Genomic DNA, 17633 nt, shown 5'->3' on the forward strand with positions numbered 1-17633 from the left:
AGGATAATGAAACTGTTATTGCTAAATATTAGTTTATTTTAACATCACATGTAGTGATTGGCGAGAACTATGTGGTAGATTTTTGCTTTTTCATATAAACATAAAGCGAGTAGTCCGTAAATTTGAGTTACTAATCTTTTGTCACACATCAATCAATCAGCAAAGCGTATTGAATCTGTCTAAAATAGCAGCCATTTTACGTCACATAATAAGGAAGTAAGCGTTTGCTTTATTATATAGAAGAAAGACAAAAGCTTGTGCATTACCAGCTAGTGTAAAAGGAACTGGAAAGGTATTAACCCAATGGACTAAAAGGGAAGCGCACAAATAAAAATGCCATCTTATATAAGGTGGCATTTTTAATCGTTGCTAACAAATTCATTATCAAATAGCACAGACATAATGATTATTGTAGCATATCATAATGACAGTAAGCGCTCTCTTCATTAGTCATAAAAGAAAACAGTTTTCAGCTAGCAACGTATGATAGAAAGCTGTTGGATGCCATTAGATGAAGGAGACGAGCTAACTTGAAGCTCGTCTTTTCATGAACAAACGTAATCGCCACGATCATATAGCTAATTTAAGCTAGTTCAAACGAAAATTTACACGATTATGTGACATATGCGAAAAAAATTTATAAAAACCTTAACTAATTCATATGAAATCCGTATAATAAATCAAACAGTGCGAAAATTGTCCATTTTTCTATCGACGAATTGCGTGAATTTTTTAAATTGTATTGACGTAGAGAACGATAATTTGTACACTGTGTACATTCAATTGTTTTTTGGAGGAATACATTATTTTAAAAAGTTAGGATTTGATAGATATGATCGTATGTAAATTTGGTGGAACATCTGTAGCAAGTGCAGAACAAATTCAAAAAGTAGCAAACATTGTAAAATCTAATCCGGCACGCAAAATCGTAGCCGTTTCAGCACCAGGAAAACGTTCTGGTGATGATATAAAAGTAACAGATTTACTAATTGACTTAGCTCATGCGGCATTACAAAATGAAAATATAGAAGAAAAACTACAAACAGTCGTTAATCGTTACAAGTCTATTGCTGACGGGTTACAGCTAGATGATACGATTTGTGACGTTATTACAGAAGACTTGCGCGAACGTGTGCAAGGTGATATTTCCAATGAAGAATTATTTATTGATAGCTTAAAAGCGGCAGGAGAAGATAACAATGCCAAGCTTATTGCAGCATATTTTAACTCTATCGGTATGCCAGCACGCTATGTAAGTCCAAAAGAAGGTTTAGTCGTCAACGATTTACCTGAGCGTACGTTTGCCTTACCTGAAGCTTATACAAATTTAGCGCCATTAAAAGATACAAAAGAAATTATTGTTTTCCCAGGTTTCTTCGGTTACACTAAAGCGGGCATATTGCGTACGTTTGATCGCGGAGGCTCGGATATTACAGGCTCTATTTTAGCAGCTGCTGTTGAAGCGGAGCTTTATGAAAACTTTACGGATGTGGATTGTGTATTTTCCGCAAATCCGAAAGTCGTGAATGATCCAGTGGAAATTAAAGAAATAACGTATCGCGAAATGCGCGAATTATCCTATGCGGGCTTTTCTGTCTTCCATGATGAAGCATTAATGCCTGTCTATAAGATTGGGGTGCCAGTTAACATAAAAAATACAAATAATCCTTCAGCCCCAGGTACTCGAATTGTACCGAGTCGTCCTGCTACAGGTCGTCCGGTTACAGGTATCTCGGCAGACAGCGGCTTTTCAACGTTATATGTGTCTAAATATTTAATGAACCGTGAAGTAGGGTTCGGTCGTAAGCTTCTACAAATTTTAGAAGATGAAAATATTTCATATGAACATACTCCGTCTGGTTTAGATGATATTTCGGTGATTATGCGATCCAACCAACTAACACCAGAAAATGAAGCGCGTATATTAACGCGTGTGAAAAATGAATTGCAGGCAGATGATGTCCAAATGCGTCATGGATTCTCAATGATTGTGATTGTTGGGGAAGGGATGCGTAATAACACAGGTCTTGCAGCACGTGCAGCAACAGCAATATCTAAAACTGGAGCTAATATTGAAATGATTAATCAAGGCTCGTCTGAAGTAAGTCTTGTATTTGGTGTTCTACAAGAGTATGAAAATCGAATTTTACAAGCACTATATGGAGAATTTTTTGCACAAGTGCAAGCATAAGTAAACCCAATACGATAGTTTTATAAAAACAATAAAATTATCTAAAAATAAAACGGAGCTGCCTTATAAGCAATGAATTCATAGCTTATAAGGCAGCTCTTTCATTTTATAAGTTACATGGATGTATGAATGCCTCCAAAAAATCAAACACTACTAGAAGGAATAGAGTTTTCTTTTATACAGTAATGCTGTAAAATCGAGTTCGTACATAGATAGGAGGTCGTAATAGATTGAAGAGTTTTTCAATGGGCATGATTTTGTCAGTTATCGGTATTTTAGTTGTCTGTTTAACCATTATGGACATTTTACCAGCATCGACGAAATCCATGAAAATTATATATGTTGGGATTGGTTGGGTTTTTATTATAGCCGGTTCAATTATTCGATTTAAAAATTTAAAGCAAAGGCAATAAGAAAATTAACTAAAATGAATGTTGCAAACATCAAAGTTATGATACAATTTCAAAGAAATAAATAATTTCAATACGATGAAGTTATTATTTTGTACTATACAAAAAATTCAGAAGGTTCAAATTTGCAGTGTATTCATAATTAAAGAATGAACAGTACAAATTCTTCTTGTAAGAATTTGTTTTTTTATTTACCTCCACTACAAAATATGGGTTCTCCCGTTGGAAAGGGAGTAGTGAATAACCAATTCGGTATATAATAAATAATGGAGGTAAGTAGACGATGATTGTACGTAAGGAAGATATAAAAATAGTAGATAATTATGTTACGATTCAAACAATAACTCCGATGAAAGTTGTCTCGTCAGCGATGCATAATCCTGGCTTTGGCTACTATACACATCTACTGAATCGCTCTGTACCAAAAACTTACGATGAACGAAAACCACATCATGAGTTGCGACGGTTTTTGCAATCAGAGGGTTATCCCATCGACAAAACCGTTGCGATGATGACAGCAGTAAACGCTCGTTTTGCAACAATACGTGAATTTACATATGAAGGTTTGCATCTAGTTGTTATGATAACAGCAGGCTTGGGCAATGCCGTTGATATTACGCGTGCATTTCATCGACAAGAGCAATATCACGCTGGAACGATTAATACTTGGGTGCTAATCAATGGAAAACTATCGGATGAGGCGTTGTTTCAGGCAATGATCTCAACGACAGAGGCAAAGGTCAAAGCACTACTAGATGAAGATATCACAGATCCTACTACGGGTACATTAGCAACAGGCACGTCAACGGATAGTTTACTTATTGCATCGACGGAAGAAGGCGATTTCCATCAATATGCAGGCCCTATTACAATGTTGGGCAAAGTGATTGGGCATGGTGTTTATGAAACGATGCGTGAGGCCATCCAAAAATACAAAAAAGAGAAAGAGGCGAATCCACTATGATTTTACTAGTGATTGCCTGTATCATTGGCTTATTATTTGATTTAGTTGTCGGTGATCCTCCTAAAATGCCACATCCAGTACGGTGGATAGGCAAACTTATTCAAGCGCAAACCGCCTTGTGGAATAAGGGCAAGATGCGAAAATTTCGTGGGATGATCATGGCGTTAGCTGTTGTTGGAACGACCATGTTTGTTGTAACCGTGATAGTAGTGCTTAGTTATCAAGTGAACATTGTGTTTGGAATTCTAATTGAGGGGTTATTAATTGGCGTTGGACTAGCACAGCGTAGTTTAAAAGAAGCAGCAATAGCTGTCTATGAGCCTCTTGTCCAAGGAGATTTTGCAGAAGCACGTGTGAAATTATCGTGGATTGTTGGGCGAGATACCGATCAGCTTGACGAGGATGAAATTGTTCGGGGTGTAGTAGAAACAGTATCTGAAAATACAAGTGATGGTGTAACCGCGCCACTCTTTTATGCATTTTTATTTGGGGCAATTGGTTTATGGGGATACAAGGCAGTAAACACGTTAGATTCAATGATTGGCTATAAAAATGAAAAATACAAAGATTTTGGTATGTTTGCCGCAAGACTTGATGATGTCCTAAATTTTATTCCTAGTCGTTTAACAGGGTTGTTGATGGTACTTGGTACTAAAAATGAAACAACTGTTTCGCTTGGCAAACGCTTAAAACGCTGGGTACAGGATGCTAAAAAACATCCCAGTCCGAATAGCGGTTATTTGGAAGCAGCAACTGCTGTACAGTTAGGCGTACAACTCGGCGGGAAAAATACATATCAAGGTGTTGCATCGTATAGAGCGACGATGGGTGAAAAACTTGTACCGTTAACGAAAGAGCACATTGCCACATCTGTGACTCATATGCGAATTGCTACACTGCTCTTTACGCTTGTTATGTTAGCAATGGAGGTGTTAATTTTTGCAATTACCTAATCATGGAGCAAATCCGCAAAATGTCTATCAGCAGCTCGGGCTGAAAATGCCGACAGAAGTATTTGATTTTAGTGAGAATGTCAATGCAGCAGGTCCTCCTTCTTTTGTTGAGGCACGCTGGCGCACATTTTATCCATTAATCCAGCGTTACCCAGATCCAGATGGTGAACCTTTTTTAACAAAGGTGGCCCATTTTCATGGCATTGAAAAACAGACAATCGTCCTAGGGAATGGGGCGTCAGAGTTATTTAGTGTGTTAGCCAGACGCTATGTAAATAAACGTGTTATTGTCATTCATCCGACATTTTCGGAGTACGAACGGACGCTAAAGGCTGCCGGGGCGAATGTTGTGCCAATTGTTGTGGATGATTTTATAAACTATACATTACCAATGGCACGTCTTTATCAAGAAATGGTACATGCAGATGCAGTATATATCTGTACACCAAATAATCCAACAGGTGTCTTACCAAAAAAAGAAGAACTACTCCGCTTAATAGCTTATGGAGCGGACGTAGACTGTGAACTCGTATTGGATGAGGCATTTATTGATTGGGTCAGTGAAGATCATTCGTTAATTGGCGATGTTGCGCATCATCCACATGTAATTGTTGTGCGATCGATGACAAAAATGTATGCCATTCCTGGATTAAGACTCGGCTATTTAGTTGCAAGCAAAATTATTGTTTCAGAGCTAAAAGCAATGTTGTCACATTGGAATCTCAACGCATTTGCGCTTGTTATCGGTGCGGGCTGTTTGGATGAGCATGATTATTGTCAACAGGCAATCGACTATGCCACAAATCAAAGAGCGTGGCTCCAACGTTTTTTGCACGAACACGGATGTCGCGTAACAAATAGTGTGACAAACTATGTATGCTTTTCATTGCCGAGCAACCAGCATCCAGATACATTTTTCAGCTTTTGTTTAGGACAAGGAATTGTCCTGCGCCATACAAAAAACTTTATGGGGTTAAATGGTGAATGGTTCCGCATCGGTATTAAAGATGTAACAGCGATGACCTATTTACATAACTGTTTACAAACGTGGTTTAAAGCAAATAAGGGGTGAGAAAAGTGACAACTTTTTATCTAGTTCGACATGGGGAAACAGTTTGGAATAAAGAACATCGATTGCAAGGGTGGTTAGATTCTCCATTGTCTGAAAACGGCATTTTACATGCCCAAAAACTTGGTGAACAATTGAAAAACATTCCCTTTACTGCAGCGTATAGTAGCACAAGTGGTCGTGCAAAAGAAACATTACACTATTTAACAGTAGGTCGCAAGCTAGCTATTCACTATGAGGATGATCTACGTGAAATTTTTTTAGGAAACTGGCAAGGAAAAACTGTGGAGGATATTATGGTCAGCAATCGTTTTGACTACGAGCTGTATACCCATTTTCCAGCACAATTTGTCGCCACTCACACCGAAAGCTTTGGCGAAGTAACAGAACGAGCGATGTATACGTTAAAAAATATTGCCAAACGCTATCCACATGAACATATTTTAATTGTGTCACATGGAGTAACGATTAAATGCATGATTAATGCCATATTAGAGCGGGGCATTGACCAGTTATGGACAGCGCCACACATAGAGGGGACAAGCGTGACTATCGTAGAGCGTACAGAAGAAAGCTGGCACGTCAAGGTTATTGGTAGCACACAACATTTACAATAGAGAGGTGAAAACAGTGCCGCTAATTTTTATTTCGGGTGGGGTTCGCAGCGGTAAATCTCACTTTGCCGAACAAGAAGCTGTTTTGCACTATCAAAATAAAGATTTAATAAACAAACGATTGATATATATTGCTTCTGGTGTTGCCATGGATGTTGAAATGGAAAAACGCATAGTGCGACACCAAGCAGATCGTTTAAAACAAGCGATTGCGTGGCATACAATTGAAGCACCTTATCAAATACAGGATGCCTTTAATACGTTGGTTGAAGGGGATATTGTACTTTGGGACTGTGTGACGACATGGCTGACAAATGCCTTTTATGAAGGGTTTGATCGTGGAACGCCATGTGTAGAAAAGCCAGGGTGTCTAGAGGAAAAAATATGGTTTATGAAAAGTGCAGTATTGACGTTACTTGACAAAAAGGTGACGCTTTTTGTCGTTTCTAATGAACTTTTTGATGAACCGCCGTATGAAAATCAGGAGGTGGAATTGTACCGCCAATTGCTCGGCAATCTCCATCAATGGTTTGTATCTATTTCACATGACGCCTATGAAATAAATTATGGTATCGTCAAGAAATGGAAATAAGGAACCAACTTCTAAGCTTAGTTAGTGACTGACACAAAAAAGATGTAACTCCACAAGTAAACGGGAAAATCTGGATGGCACGGTAGCATGGAAAACGATTTTGATTGCTCCTGTAAACGTTTGCTTTTTATGTCTTATTGGCAATTGATCTACTAGATTTTTTTATATTCTTCACTAAAATTGGTTGAGATCACACGAAAGAAAGAAGGCAAGGCGATGAAAACTATATGGCACAGTGTATTGCTGGCATTTCAATTTTTTACAGTTTTGCCTGTACATAAAGAAATTCCGTTAACTAAACGGACAATTACCGGAATGTTTGCATTTTTACCTTGGATAGGGGCGCTGATGGGAGCTGTTGTTGCAGCGATAATCTACTGTTTAACACAATGGACAGCCAGCAGTGAAGTCCTCTTAACTTTTATGATTATCGGTTTATTTGCATTATTTACAGGAGGCTTGCATCTAGACGGTTTTATCGATATGGGGGATGCTTATTTTTCTTATCGCGATCGCGACAAGCGACTTGAAATATTAGATGATCCGCGAGTTGGGGCATTTGGTGTACTATCTGTGTTATTTCTAGTGTTGGGAAAATTCGTTGTGCTACATGAACTTTTTGTACAGAACAAACTTTCATTATGGATGCTTGTCTTTATCCCTTTATTGACACGTGTAGGAATGAGTTTCTATTTTCTATCGTTACAATGTTCGAAGGAAAAAGGACTTGCTTATTTTTTTAAAACACATATACATCATCGCTTACTGACAAGTTTGATGTTACTTACGCTTTTACTTGCCTATTGTGGTGTGTTCGTAGTTTCAAGCTTTTCTATAGTGCCATTGCTGTTAATGGTCGTTTTAGTCATTGCATTTGTATTGTTTCGGCAGTTTACAGTGCGTAATTTTGGCGGAGTTTCTGGTGACTTGCTAGGTGCTTCAATCGAAGGAATGGAGGTTGTGCTATGGGTGACATTGTTACTGTTCGTTTAATGAGACATGCACCAACAAAAGAAAATGTGGAAAAGCGTTATATTGGCTGGACAGATTCTTCCTTAGCACAGGCGTCGGCGCTTCCAATAGTCAATGATTCTGTCAGAAAAGTATATGGCAGTGATTTACGTCGTTGTCAAGAAACCGCGAAATGTTATTTTCCACAAGCTAGCTATATAGCCGATGCGAGATTTCGAGAGACGAATTTTGGTGATTTTGAAGGCAAAACATATGACCAATTAAAGACAGATTCTCGGTACCGTAGATGGTTAGATGACCCAATGAAAAATGCGCCACCAAACGGTGAAAGATTTGATAAGTTTTGTGAGCGAGTAGTCGCAGGTTTTTTAGCGTTACCAAAAGATGAGGATGACTATTATCTCGTTGTTCATGGTGGGGTGGTGCGAGCGTTACTTGTTGCATTTGCTCCACAACAAGAGGCTTTTTGGTCATATCAAGCACCCCATAATCGCCTATTTACGCTAACGTTTTCCAGAGCAGCTTGGAAGGAGGGAGCTAGATGCATGTCTTTATCGGAGGAGCCTATAACGGAAAAACCGCTTATGTAGAGCGATTACTAAAAGATGATCACTATACGATAATTGATGGCGAACTACCAGATGTTGCACCTGATTGTGATGCACTCATTATTAAAAATTTAGAACAATGGCTCGTAAAACGCAATTTGGAGGAAGATGAAGCCATTATCCATCACATTTTGACAACACTTAAAAGCCTTGAAAAAAACTGTGTAGTATATATGATTGTAACCGATATGGGACGTGGTGTTGTACCGATGGAAAAGCAAGCAAGACTATTGCGTGACACGTGTGGTCGCTTGTATCAGGCGTTATTTGCAGAAGCACAACAAGTAAATCGCATTTGGTATGGCATTGCAGAACGTATTAAATAAACGAGTTTAGGCTTCAGTAGAATACTTGTAGAAAAGAGGAAATGGAATGAATCGACAAAAATTAATGAGTTTGACATTAACAGCCATGGTTGCAGCGATTTGTGCAGTTGGGGCAGTTATTAAAATTCCGTCTTTTGTATCATCGGCGGCACTCGACTCAGCGCCAGCATTTTTAAGCGTTGCATTTTTATCGCCTGTATTGGCAGGAGTAGCAGGGTTAATAGGTCATTTGATTACAGCATTGACATCTGGTTTTCTACTTGGACCTTTGCATCTTATTATTGCGGTCGAAATGTTTATTGTTGTATGGCTATTCGGTGTGATGCACAAAAAAGGTATGCATTTTTGGAAATGGCCAGTAGCGCTTATATTAAACGGTGTGATCGCACCACTCCCATTTTATTTCATCATTAGTCCAGCGTTTTTCTGGGGCTCATTAGCGAGTATTTTCATGGCAACTGTCATCAATTTATTGATTGTAGCTGTCGTGATGCCAATACTCTCGAAAGTGTTTGTTCGTAAGGCAGGGCGAGCAAATTGAGAAATGCAGTAAAAATAGGGAATCTGATTGTTACAACAGATAATGCTGCAGCCATCGGAGAAAAACCTCAAGATGTCGTATCGGCTCCGGATACATTAACGGCTTATTTAACTGGGCGCGTCACTTTTCTAGAACAGCTTGCAGCCGATGCCCTACCCAGTCATATTATTCTTGCCAACTTTTCAGGCGATGAGGCGTGGTCTCGTTATGTCGTAGGACTTGCGCAAGTCTTTGAAGAAGCAGGTCTACCATGTCCACCTGTAAATGGCAGTTCAGAATCCAATATGCCGACTGTGCAATCGGGATTATCTGTAACAATGTTAGGTGAAATGCAAACAAGGTCGTCATTTGCTCGTGACAACCTGATTTGGTATACGTATGGACTGCCACTCGTTGGCAATGAAGTGCTTGCGCAGCCTGAAGATGTGGCCCAACTACAGCCCATTTACCAAGCTTGGCGCGAGGAAATTGTGCAACAAGTTTGGCCGGTAGGTTCTCAAGGTTTACAAGCAGAATTTTTAAGACTTTTTGGTCAGCAACAAATTAAAAGTTCGCTGGATGTAGGAAAAACAGCAGGGCCATGTGCGGTAATTTTACTAGGAATCAATCCAGAAAAAGAGCAACTGGCACAAAAAATTTTTACTAGAAATTTTGAGAAACTGCGTAAAACTGCATTGGAATAGGGCTTGCTTCGAGCAAAAGTAGCGATTTCGAGAATACAAGGGGCAAAACGCCTATTGAAACGTTAAACACAATATGTTAGATTTGTTTAGGAGTTAAAACACTATATATAGTATATTGGACAAGCGGTACCAGTATGGTTTAAAAGGGAATTCGGAAATAGAGATATCTAAAGCCGAAGCTGTCCCCGCAACTGTAAGTGCTGACAAATAATTAGGATGCCACTGTGAAAGAACGGGAAGGCAATTATTTGAAGGAAGCATGAGCCAGGAGACCTGCCGAGTTGTTCAAGACAGCAACACATCTTCGGGGATTGAGAAGTGGAGGCGAGAGATTTGTCCACTTCGATGTGTACATGTCCTTCATTTCCATTTCCGATTTTACAGCGATTACGCAACCGAAACAGGGTGTGTAATCGCTTTTTTGTGTGCGCTGATAGAAAGGGAGAGAATGGGAATATGACAATTCAAATCGAACAGCAGATGGCTAAGTTAAAGAAAAGTTACACAGAGGAAGAGCTTGAAAGCTTTGTAAGATTATCGGATAGATGGCTACGAAAAAATGACAATGCAACATTTGAAGCTTGGGCGGATGCGATGATTTTACAAACACTTAGTCTTATTGATGAGGAAGAGCCATATTGGACATTTGTTGCTGCCCAAATTTACTTAGAAAAATTGTATGATCAATTTGCTACCCGTCGTGGTGTTGGGGTGGAAGATGTCTATAAGGTATTTCCAGAGCAACTTGCTCGCTATACCGAGGCAGGGCTTTATCACGATTGTTTAACGACGAAGTATAGTGAACTAGAGCTAGTCGAGCTTGCGTCTTATCTTGAACAGAGTCGTGATGAGCTGTTTACGTATATCGGTTTAAAAACGTTAATGGACCGCTATGTTGTGCGTGATTATACAAAAACACCTGTAGAATTACCGCAAGAGCGTTGGATGGTCATTGCAATGACATTGATGCAAGATGAAACGGAAAACCGCTTAGAAAAAGTACGAGAATCGTATTGGGCGATGAGTAATTTATATATGACGGTTGCAACACCAACATTGTCAAATGCCGGAAAAACGCATGGCCAGCTTTCAAGCTGCTTTATTGATACGGTAGATGATAGTTTACAAAGTATTTATGATACGAACACCGATGTTGCAACATTATCGAAATACGGGGGCGGTATAGGCGTTTACATGGGGAAAATCCGTAGTCGTGGCTCCTCTATCAAAGGGTTTAAAGGCGCATCTAGTGGGGTACTGCCATGGATCAAACAACTTAATAATACAGCGGTGTCAGTGGATCAGCTTGGTCAACGCCAAGGCGCAATCGCCGTATATTTAGATGTGTGGCATAAAGATGTCTTTACGTTTTTAGATTTACGTTTAAATAATGGAGACGAACGATTACGCGCGCATGATATTTTCACTGGTTTATGTTTACCGGATATTTTTATGGAAGCAGTCGAAGCGCGTGGAGAGTGGCATTTATTTGACCCACATGAAGTACGTGAGGTAATGGGCTTCTCACTTGAAGATTGTTATGATGAGCAAAAAGGACAAGGCTCTTTCCGAGATAAATATGCGTCGTGCATTGCCAATCCACTATTAAGTCGAGAAGTGGTGCCGGCAATCGATATTATGAAGCGTATTATGCGTTCACAGTTGGAAACAGGTGTACCATTTATGTTTTACCGCGATGAAGTAAATCGCATGAATCCAAATAAGCATGAAGGGATGATTTATAGTTCAAATTTATGTACTGAAATTTTCCAAAACATGTCGCCGACGCAATTCGAATCCATTACGTTAGAAGATGATGTGATTGTGACACGTCGTAAGCCAGGAGATTTTGTTGTATGTAATTTATCTTCTGTCAATTTAGGAAAGGCTGTTCCGGCTGGTGTGTTAGAGCGTTTAATACCGATTCAAGTGCGCATGTTAGATAATGTGATTGCCTTAAATACTATTCCTGTGAAACAAGCCGAGCGTACTAATGCTCGTTATCGTGGAATTGGGCTAGGGACATTTGGTTGGCATCATTTACTTGCCTTGAAGGAAATTCAATGGGAGTCGGATGAGGCAGTTGACTTTGCTGATAAATTATACGAGCATATTGCGTATTTAACGATTCGTGCATCGAGTGCACTTGCGCGCGAAAAAGGTGCTTACCCATTATTTGAGGGCTCTGACTGGCAAACAGGTGCTTATTTTGAAAAGCGTAGCTACAACAGTGACAAGTGGCAAGCTTTGCGTGCGGATGTCGCAAAATATGGAATGCGCAATGGGTATGTAATGGCCGTAGCACCAAATTCATCGACATCTATTTTGGCAGGCAGTACGGCAACAATTGATCCGATTTTCCAAAAGAGTTACTCCGAGGAGAAAAAGGATTACAAAATTCCTGTTACAGTACCGGACTTATCACCCGTAACGACTTGGTATTATAAGTCTGCTTACTTTATCGATCAAAACTGGACGATTAAACAAAATGCGGCACGTGCCCGTCATATTGACCAGGGCATTTCGCTTAATTTATATGTGCAAAATACGATTCAGGCAAAAGACTTACTCGCTTTACATCTTAATGCTTGGGCAAGTGGCGTAAAAACGACTTATTATGTGCGCTCAACATCTGTTGAATTGCTAGAATGTGAGTCTTGTGCAAGCTAGGAGGAATAGAAAATGACAACAATTACGAAACGAAAAATGATGGATAAGGAGGCGCCAAACCGTTCGACAGCCATTGTGAACGGGCGCTCTTCTAATATTTTAAACTGGGATGATGTGCGTTTTAGTTGGGCGTACCCAAAATATAAAAAAATGCTTGGGAACTTTTGGACACCTTTTGAGATTAATATGAGCAATGATGTCAAACAATTTCCAACTTTATCAGCGGATGAACAGGAATCATTTTTGAAAATTATTGGCTTACTGGCACTGTTAGACAGTGTACAAACGGATTTTGCGGGCAAGGTGGCGGACTATTTAACCGATTCGAGCCTTAATGCCTTAATGATTATTTTAGCGCAACAAGAGGTGATTCATAATCATTCCTATTCTTATGTTTTATCCAGTATTGTAAATAAAGATGAACAAGACCGTACATTTGACTTTTGGCGCACGGAGCCAGTGTTAGAGCGTCGCAATGATTTTGTGATGAAAGGCTATCAAGCATTTGCAGAGGAACCAAATGTTGAAAATATGTTAGAGGCCATTGTCTATGATGTTATTTTAGAAGGCTTATTTTTCTATTCAGGCTTTGCCTTCTTCTATCATTTAGCACGCAATCAAAAAATGGTGGCTTCGTCAACGATGATCAATTATATCAACCGTGATGAACAGCTACATGTGGATTTATTTGTGAAAATCTATCAGGAATTGCTAGCGGAATTTCCTGAATATGATACACCAGAACGAGCGGCGCGTGTGCAGGAGATTTTCCGTGAAGCGGTTCAACTTGAAATCGATTGGGCAAATGAAGTCATAGGTGAAAAAATTGAAGGACTTGATGTGGAAGATGTCCATGATTATGTCCATTTTTATGCGAATGTACGTTGCCACCAACTAGGGGTAGAGCGTCCGTTTGAGGGTTATCGAAAAAATCCATTAAAATGGATTAAAGCATACGAGGATGTAGACTTAGGAAAGACAGATTTCTTTGAACAACGCTCCCGTCAATATGTCAAAGTTAATGTAGAAGATAACGGCTTCGATGACTTGTAATTTAATATAATATAATTGTTTGAGTGCCTGTCACTCTATCCACTTGGCTTTTGCGTAGCATGATGTAAGCCACAACTCCCGCTTTTGCGCCGTATGTTGTGACTTTCTGTATGTGAGTTCTCGCAGAAGTTCAAGTGGATTTTTACTTTCTAGCCAGAAAATTGTTTGAGTGCCTGTCACTAAAATCCATCTGAATTCAGTTGCCAATTGGGAATGATTTTCAGTTATAATGAATAGCGTATGTGATTTACAAGGAACGGAGACGAAAGAATGCAAGTAGTTAAACAGTTAGGGAGGTATTTAGGACCCTATAAATTTTTTACACTGATTGCACCTATTTTAATGGTGCTTGAGGTAACGATGGATTTAATCCAACCAACCATTATGCAACATATGATTGATACAGGAATAGCAAATGGTGACAATCCATATGTCCTTCAAATGTTCGTGTTAATGCTGATGAGTGCGGTTCTTGGACTAGTAGGGGGGATTGGGTGCTCTTTTTATAGTTCCAAGGCGGCTATTCACTTTGCCTCTGATGTCCGTCAATCATTGTATGAAAAAATGATGACGTATTCGGCAAAGGAACGTGATGCTTTCACTACAGGAAAGTTAATTACCATTTTAACAAGTGATGTGGAAAGTGTTCAACGTGCATTTATGATGACGTTACGGATTTTTGTTCGTGGCCCGCTGTTATTTATTGGGGCTGTTATTATTGTTTTTGTAACAGCTCGCGAATTATTTTCTATTTTACTAGTAATTGTACCGATTTTAATAATGGCCATGTATTTTTTTACAAAATATTCAGGTGTTTTGTATCGTAAAGTACAAGAGGCTATTGACGGGGTTAATACAAAATTACAGGAGAATTTAGCGGGGATTCGTGTGGTGAAAGCGTTTCGACGTGAAAAGCATCAGGTAGAGCAGTTCGCTATGCTCAATGACACGCTAACGAAACGTTTTATTACCGCAGAACAAATAGTAGGAATACTGGTACCGTTTACGATGTTTGTCGTCAATATTGGCATTGTTGCGGCACTTTGGCTAGGTGCCATTAAAGTGGAAACAGGTACTTTGCAAGTTGGTGTTATACTTGCGTTTATAAACTATTTAACGATTATTTTAAATGGACTCATGTCTTCGAGTATGGTTCTAATGCAAATTGCTCGTGCTCTTCCTTCTGGGGAGCGTATTGTGGATGTCCTAAATAGGGAAGTGGCAGTGACAGAAGTAGCACAGCCCATTAAGACGTCCATCCAAGGAATGATAGACTTCCAAAATGTAAGCTATCGCTATTATGAAAATTCGGAGGATGTCCTGAAAAACATTACATTTTCTGTACAGGTAGGGCAAACAATTGGGATAATTGGTAAAACGGGGAGTGGTAAATCAACACTAGTAAAACTATTACCACGACTAGTTGACCCGACAAGTGGAGTTATTTTGCTAGATGGAAAACCATTACATCAATATGCATTGCCAACATTACGAAAACATATTGGTTTTACCTCTCAAAAGGCTTTACTATTTTCAGGGACAATTGAAAAAAATATACGTTTTGGGAAGGAAGAAGCGACACAACAGGAATTACAGCTGGCACTTGATGCAGCTTGTGCAACTGAATTTGTTGCGAAACTTGAACAAGGGCCAGCACATGAATTGTCACAAGGGGCAACGAACTTATCTGGCGGTCAAAAACAGCGCTTAGCACTAACCCGCGCATTTGTAAGACGACCAGCTATCCTTGTCTTAGATGATACAACGTCCGCTCTAGATAGCGCATCTGAAAAGCAAGTACAGCAGGCGATTAACGAGCAATTTCAAGAGACAACAACATTTATTGTTGCATCTAAAATTACTTCCATTCAACAGGCGGATTTAATTTTAGTGTTAGAAGATGGCGAAATTGTTGGGCAAGGAACGCATCAGCATTTATTACAAAATAATAAGCCGTACAAAGCAATCTATGCTTCTCAGCAAAAGGCTGGTGAACGACAATGAGTCAAAGTCAACCAAAGCAAATAAATTTTGGACGTGGACCACGAATAGGCGGACCAACAGAAAAAGCTCAAAATCAAAAAACAACGCTCTTACGTTTATGGCACTATATCAAGCAACAAAAAGTGGAATTGTACTTCTCGGTATTTTTCGTCATCGCTTCGACATTTTTAAGCTTAGCTGGACCATATCTAATCGGTCATATTGTGGATGACTATATTATGAAAAAGCAAGTAGCAGGGGCAATTCGACTTGGTATTGTTCTTGCCTGTATTTTTACTGTAGCATCCCTTTTTACTTGGTTACAAACGTATGTCATGATTCATGTCGCGATGAAAACGATTCGCACATTACGGCTTGAACTATTTAAAAAACTGCAAACATTAACAGTGAAGTTTTTTGATCAACACGCACTTGGTGATTTAATGAGCCGTGTGACCAATGATATTGATAATTTGAATACAGCGTTAGCACAGAGCGTGACACAAATCGTATCGTCGATTTTAACAGTCATCGGAGTAAGCATCGCGATGTTTGCCTTGAGCTGGCAATTGGCTATCGTCACGCTCATTATTATCCCTTTGATTGTTTTCACAACTAAACAAATTGTCAAGCGTAGCAGTAAAAATTATGCAGCTCGTCAACGTGATTTAGGAAAGCTGAATGGAACGATTGAGGAAATGATAACAGGTGCAGAGGTCGTGACACTTTTTGGTAAGGAGCAGCAAGCTATCGAAACTTTTCGATTACAAAATAACAACCTTCGAAATTCAGCACAACGCGCTGAAATAACGTCCGGCTTACTAGGGCCAATCAACAACTTTATGAATAACTTGGGGCTAGCAGTTGTCATTGGTACAGGGGCATTTTTGGCTGTGAAGGGGCTCGTGACTGTCGGCATTATTGCGGCATTTGTCACATACACGCGTCAATTTTTCCGTCCGCTTAATCAGTTATCGAACTTATTAAATACGTTTCAATCAGCGATTGCAGGGGCAGAACGAGTTTTTGAAATTTTAGATGAACCTTCAGAAGTGGCAGATAAACCACAGGCAATTGATTGTCACAGTTTGAAGGGGGATGTAGCATTCCAACAAGTATCTTTCAGCTATTTGCCAAATCAGCCGATACTAAAAAATATTACTTTCCAAGCCAAGGCAGGAGAAACAATTGCACTAGTGGGTCCTACAGGCTCTGGTAAAACGACAATTATTAATTTGCTGACTCGTTTTTATGATGTCGATGCAGGTGAGATTCTTATTGATGGCCTCAATATTGAGGAGTATAAAATGGCCACGATTCGAAAGCGCGTTGGTGTAGTATTACAAGATACCTATTTATTCACGGGCACTATTCGTGAAAATATTCGCTTTGGTAAGCTCGATGCGACGGATGCAGAGGTTGAAGAAGCGGCTAAAATTGCTAATGCACATAATTTTATTAAATACTTACCAGCACAATACGATACTGTAGTACAAGCAGGGGGAGCTAATTTAAGCCAAGGGCAAAGACAACTCCTAGCGATTGCTCGTGCTATTTTAGAAAATGCTGATATTTTAATTTTGGATGAAGCCACATCTAGCGTTGATACGCAAACAGAGGTGGATATTCAAAAAGGATTGCAACATTTAATGCAAGGACGCACAAGTTTTGTGATTGCACACCGTTTGAAAACGATAGAAAATGCCAATCAAATTTTCGTTATTCAACAAGGCGAAATTGTTGAACAAGGTAACCATCAACAACTGATGCAACAACAAGGAATTTACAACAACCTCCAGCAAAAACTACTGTTAGAACAAGAACAGTCAAGTGTCTAAACCCTTTTAAATTTCCTATGAAAAATTTACAGAACCCTTCATCTTAAGCGCACTGAAAAAGATGGAGGGTTCAATTTTTGACAAGTAGTCGCATATAGATGGTAAAGAAAATGGATACGGCTACGTCTTAGGTCTTAGACGAAGTTAAAGCCAAGGGTCGTTTTCA

At 39.4% G+C, this 17633-nt stretch carries 16 protein-coding genes and 1 riboswitch; all 16 genes read left to right on the forward strand.

All coding sequences use genetic code 11. The features are described 5' to 3' along the window. The first annotated feature begins 832 nt into the window (after nt 1–832). A complete protein-coding gene (locus LS41612_RS10230) occupies nt 833–2191 on the forward strand; it encodes an aspartate kinase (protein WP_024360964.1) in 1359 nt (452 codons plus the stop codon). 230 nt (nt 2192–2421) lie between these two features. Next, complete coding sequence (locus LS41612_RS10235; protein WP_024360963.1) at nt 2422–2604, forward strand: hypothetical protein; 183 nt, start codon at nt 2422–2424, stop codon at nt 2602–2604. A gap of 280 nt (nt 2605–2884) precedes the next feature. Further along, nucleotides 2885–3565: an adenosylcobinamide amidohydrolase gene (locus LS41612_RS10240; protein ID WP_029747066.1), complete on the forward strand. Its 681-nt coding sequence runs from the start codon at nt 2885–2887 to the stop codon at nt 3563–3565. Continuing rightward, complete coding sequence (gene cbiB, locus LS41612_RS10245) at nt 3562–4518, forward strand: adenosylcobinamide-phosphate synthase CbiB (RefSeq protein ID WP_024360962.1); 957 nt, start codon at nt 3562–3564, stop codon at nt 4516–4518. Before LS41612_RS10240 ends, cbiB begins: the two co-directional genes overlap by 4 nt. Continuing rightward, the gene (locus tag LS41612_RS10250) at nt 4505–5590 is read left to right on the forward strand and encodes a pyridoxal phosphate-dependent aminotransferase (RefSeq protein WP_029747065.1); all 1086 of its coding nucleotides are present in this window, start codon (nt 4505–4507) and stop codon (nt 5588–5590) included. Before cbiB ends, LS41612_RS10250 begins: the two co-directional genes overlap by 14 nt. Before the next feature lie 5 nt (nt 5591–5595). After that, nucleotides 5596–6204, forward strand: a complete 609-nt coding sequence (locus tag LS41612_RS10255; protein ID WP_024360961.1) for a histidine phosphatase family protein — start codon at nt 5596–5598, stop codon at nt 6202–6204. 13 nt (nt 6205–6217) lie between these two features. Continuing rightward, nucleotides 6218–6793, forward strand: a complete 576-nt coding sequence (locus LS41612_RS10260) for a bifunctional adenosylcobinamide kinase/adenosylcobinamide-phosphate guanylyltransferase (protein WP_024360960.1) — start codon at nt 6218–6220, stop codon at nt 6791–6793. A 216-nt stretch (nt 6794–7009) separates the two neighbouring features. After that, entirely contained in the window at nt 7010–7786 is a 777-nt protein-coding gene (cobS, locus tag LS41612_RS10265; RefSeq protein WP_024360959.1) for an adenosylcobinamide-GDP ribazoletransferase, read from the forward strand. Further along, entirely contained in the window at nt 7759–8355 is a 597-nt protein-coding gene (locus tag LS41612_RS10270) for a histidine phosphatase family protein (RefSeq protein ID WP_024360958.1), read from the forward strand. The genes cobS and LS41612_RS10270 overlap by 28 nt, the downstream gene beginning before the upstream one ends. Further along, a complete protein-coding gene (locus tag LS41612_RS10275; protein WP_024360957.1) occupies nt 8307–8699 on the forward strand; it encodes a bifunctional adenosylcobinamide kinase/adenosylcobinamide-phosphate guanylyltransferase in 393 nt (130 codons plus the stop codon). Before LS41612_RS10270 ends, LS41612_RS10275 begins: the two co-directional genes overlap by 49 nt. Nucleotides 8700–8745: 46 nt before the next feature. Further along, the gene (locus tag LS41612_RS10280) at nt 8746–9240 is read left to right on the forward strand and encodes an ECF transporter S component (RefSeq protein WP_024360956.1); all 495 of its coding nucleotides are present in this window, start codon (nt 8746–8748) and stop codon (nt 9238–9240) included. After that, on the forward strand, nt 9237–9923 hold the full coding sequence (locus tag LS41612_RS10285; protein ID WP_024360955.1) for a hypothetical protein: 687 nt from the start codon (nt 9237–9239) through the stop codon (nt 9921–9923). The genes LS41612_RS10280 and LS41612_RS10285 overlap by 4 nt, the downstream gene beginning before the upstream one ends. 107 nt (nt 9924–10030) lie before the next feature. Then, nucleotides 10031–10219, forward strand: a riboswitch (cobalamin riboswitch). Between the two features lie 160 nt (nt 10220–10379). Beyond that, complete coding sequence (locus LS41612_RS10290; RefSeq protein ID WP_024360954.1) at nt 10380–12593, forward strand: ribonucleoside-diphosphate reductase subunit alpha; 2214 nt, start codon at nt 10380–10382, stop codon at nt 12591–12593. A gap of 12 nt (nt 12594–12605) precedes the next feature. Beyond that, nucleotides 12606–13646 carry a ribonucleotide-diphosphate reductase subunit beta gene (locus tag LS41612_RS10295; protein ID WP_024360953.1) on the forward strand — a complete coding sequence of 347 codons (1041 nt, stop codon included), beginning with the start codon at nt 12606–12608 and terminating at the stop codon, nt 13644–13646. 270 nt (nt 13647–13916) lie between these two features. Next, entirely contained in the window at nt 13917–15650 is a 1734-nt protein-coding gene (locus LS41612_RS10300) for an ABC transporter ATP-binding protein (RefSeq protein ID WP_024360952.1), read from the forward strand. Next, on the forward strand, nt 15647–17467 hold the full coding sequence (locus tag LS41612_RS10305) for an ABC transporter ATP-binding protein (protein ID WP_024360951.1): 1821 nt from the start codon (nt 15647–15649) through the stop codon (nt 17465–17467). Before LS41612_RS10300 ends, LS41612_RS10305 begins: the two co-directional genes overlap by 4 nt. The last annotated feature ends 166 nt before the right edge of the window (nt 17468–17633 follow it).

Source organism: Lysinibacillus sphaericus (assembly GCF_002982115.1).
Classification (GTDB): domain Bacteria; phylum Bacillota; class Bacilli; order Bacillales_A; family Planococcaceae; genus Lysinibacillus; species Lysinibacillus sphaericus.

Coding starts and splice junctions, on each gene's coding strand:
- LS41612_RS10230 (WP_024360964.1), top strand. CDS start 833: ATGATCGTATGTAAATTTGGTGGAACATCTGTAGCAAGTGCAGAACAA.
- LS41612_RS10240 (WP_029747066.1), top strand. CDS start 2,885: ATGATTGTACGTAAGGAAGATATAAAAATAGTAGATAATTATGTTACG.
- cbiB (WP_024360962.1), top strand. CDS start 3,562: ATGATTTTACTAGTGATTGCCTGTATCATTGGCTTATTATTTGATTTA.
- cobS (WP_024360959.1), top strand. CDS start 7,010: ATGAAAACTATATGGCACAGTGTATTGCTGGCATTTCAATTTTTTACA.
- LS41612_RS10270 (WP_024360958.1), top strand. CDS start 7,759: ATGGGTGACATTGTTACTGTTCGTTTAATGAGACATGCACCAACAAAA.
- LS41612_RS10275 (WP_024360957.1), top strand. CDS start 8,307: ATGCATGTCTTTATCGGAGGAGCCTATAACGGAAAAACCGCTTATGTA.
- LS41612_RS10280 (WP_024360956.1), top strand. CDS start 8,746: ATGAATCGACAAAAATTAATGAGTTTGACATTAACAGCCATGGTTGCA.
- LS41612_RS10290 (WP_024360954.1), top strand. CDS start 10,380: ATGACAATTCAAATCGAACAGCAGATGGCTAAGTTAAAGAAAAGTTAC.
- LS41612_RS10295 (WP_024360953.1), top strand. CDS start 12,606: ATGACAACAATTACGAAACGAAAAATGATGGATAAGGAGGCGCCAAAC.
- LS41612_RS10300 (WP_024360952.1), top strand. CDS start 13,917: ATGCAAGTAGTTAAACAGTTAGGGAGGTATTTAGGACCCTATAAATTT.
- LS41612_RS10305 (WP_024360951.1), top strand. CDS start 15,647: ATGAGTCAAAGTCAACCAAAGCAAATAAATTTTGGACGTGGACCACGA.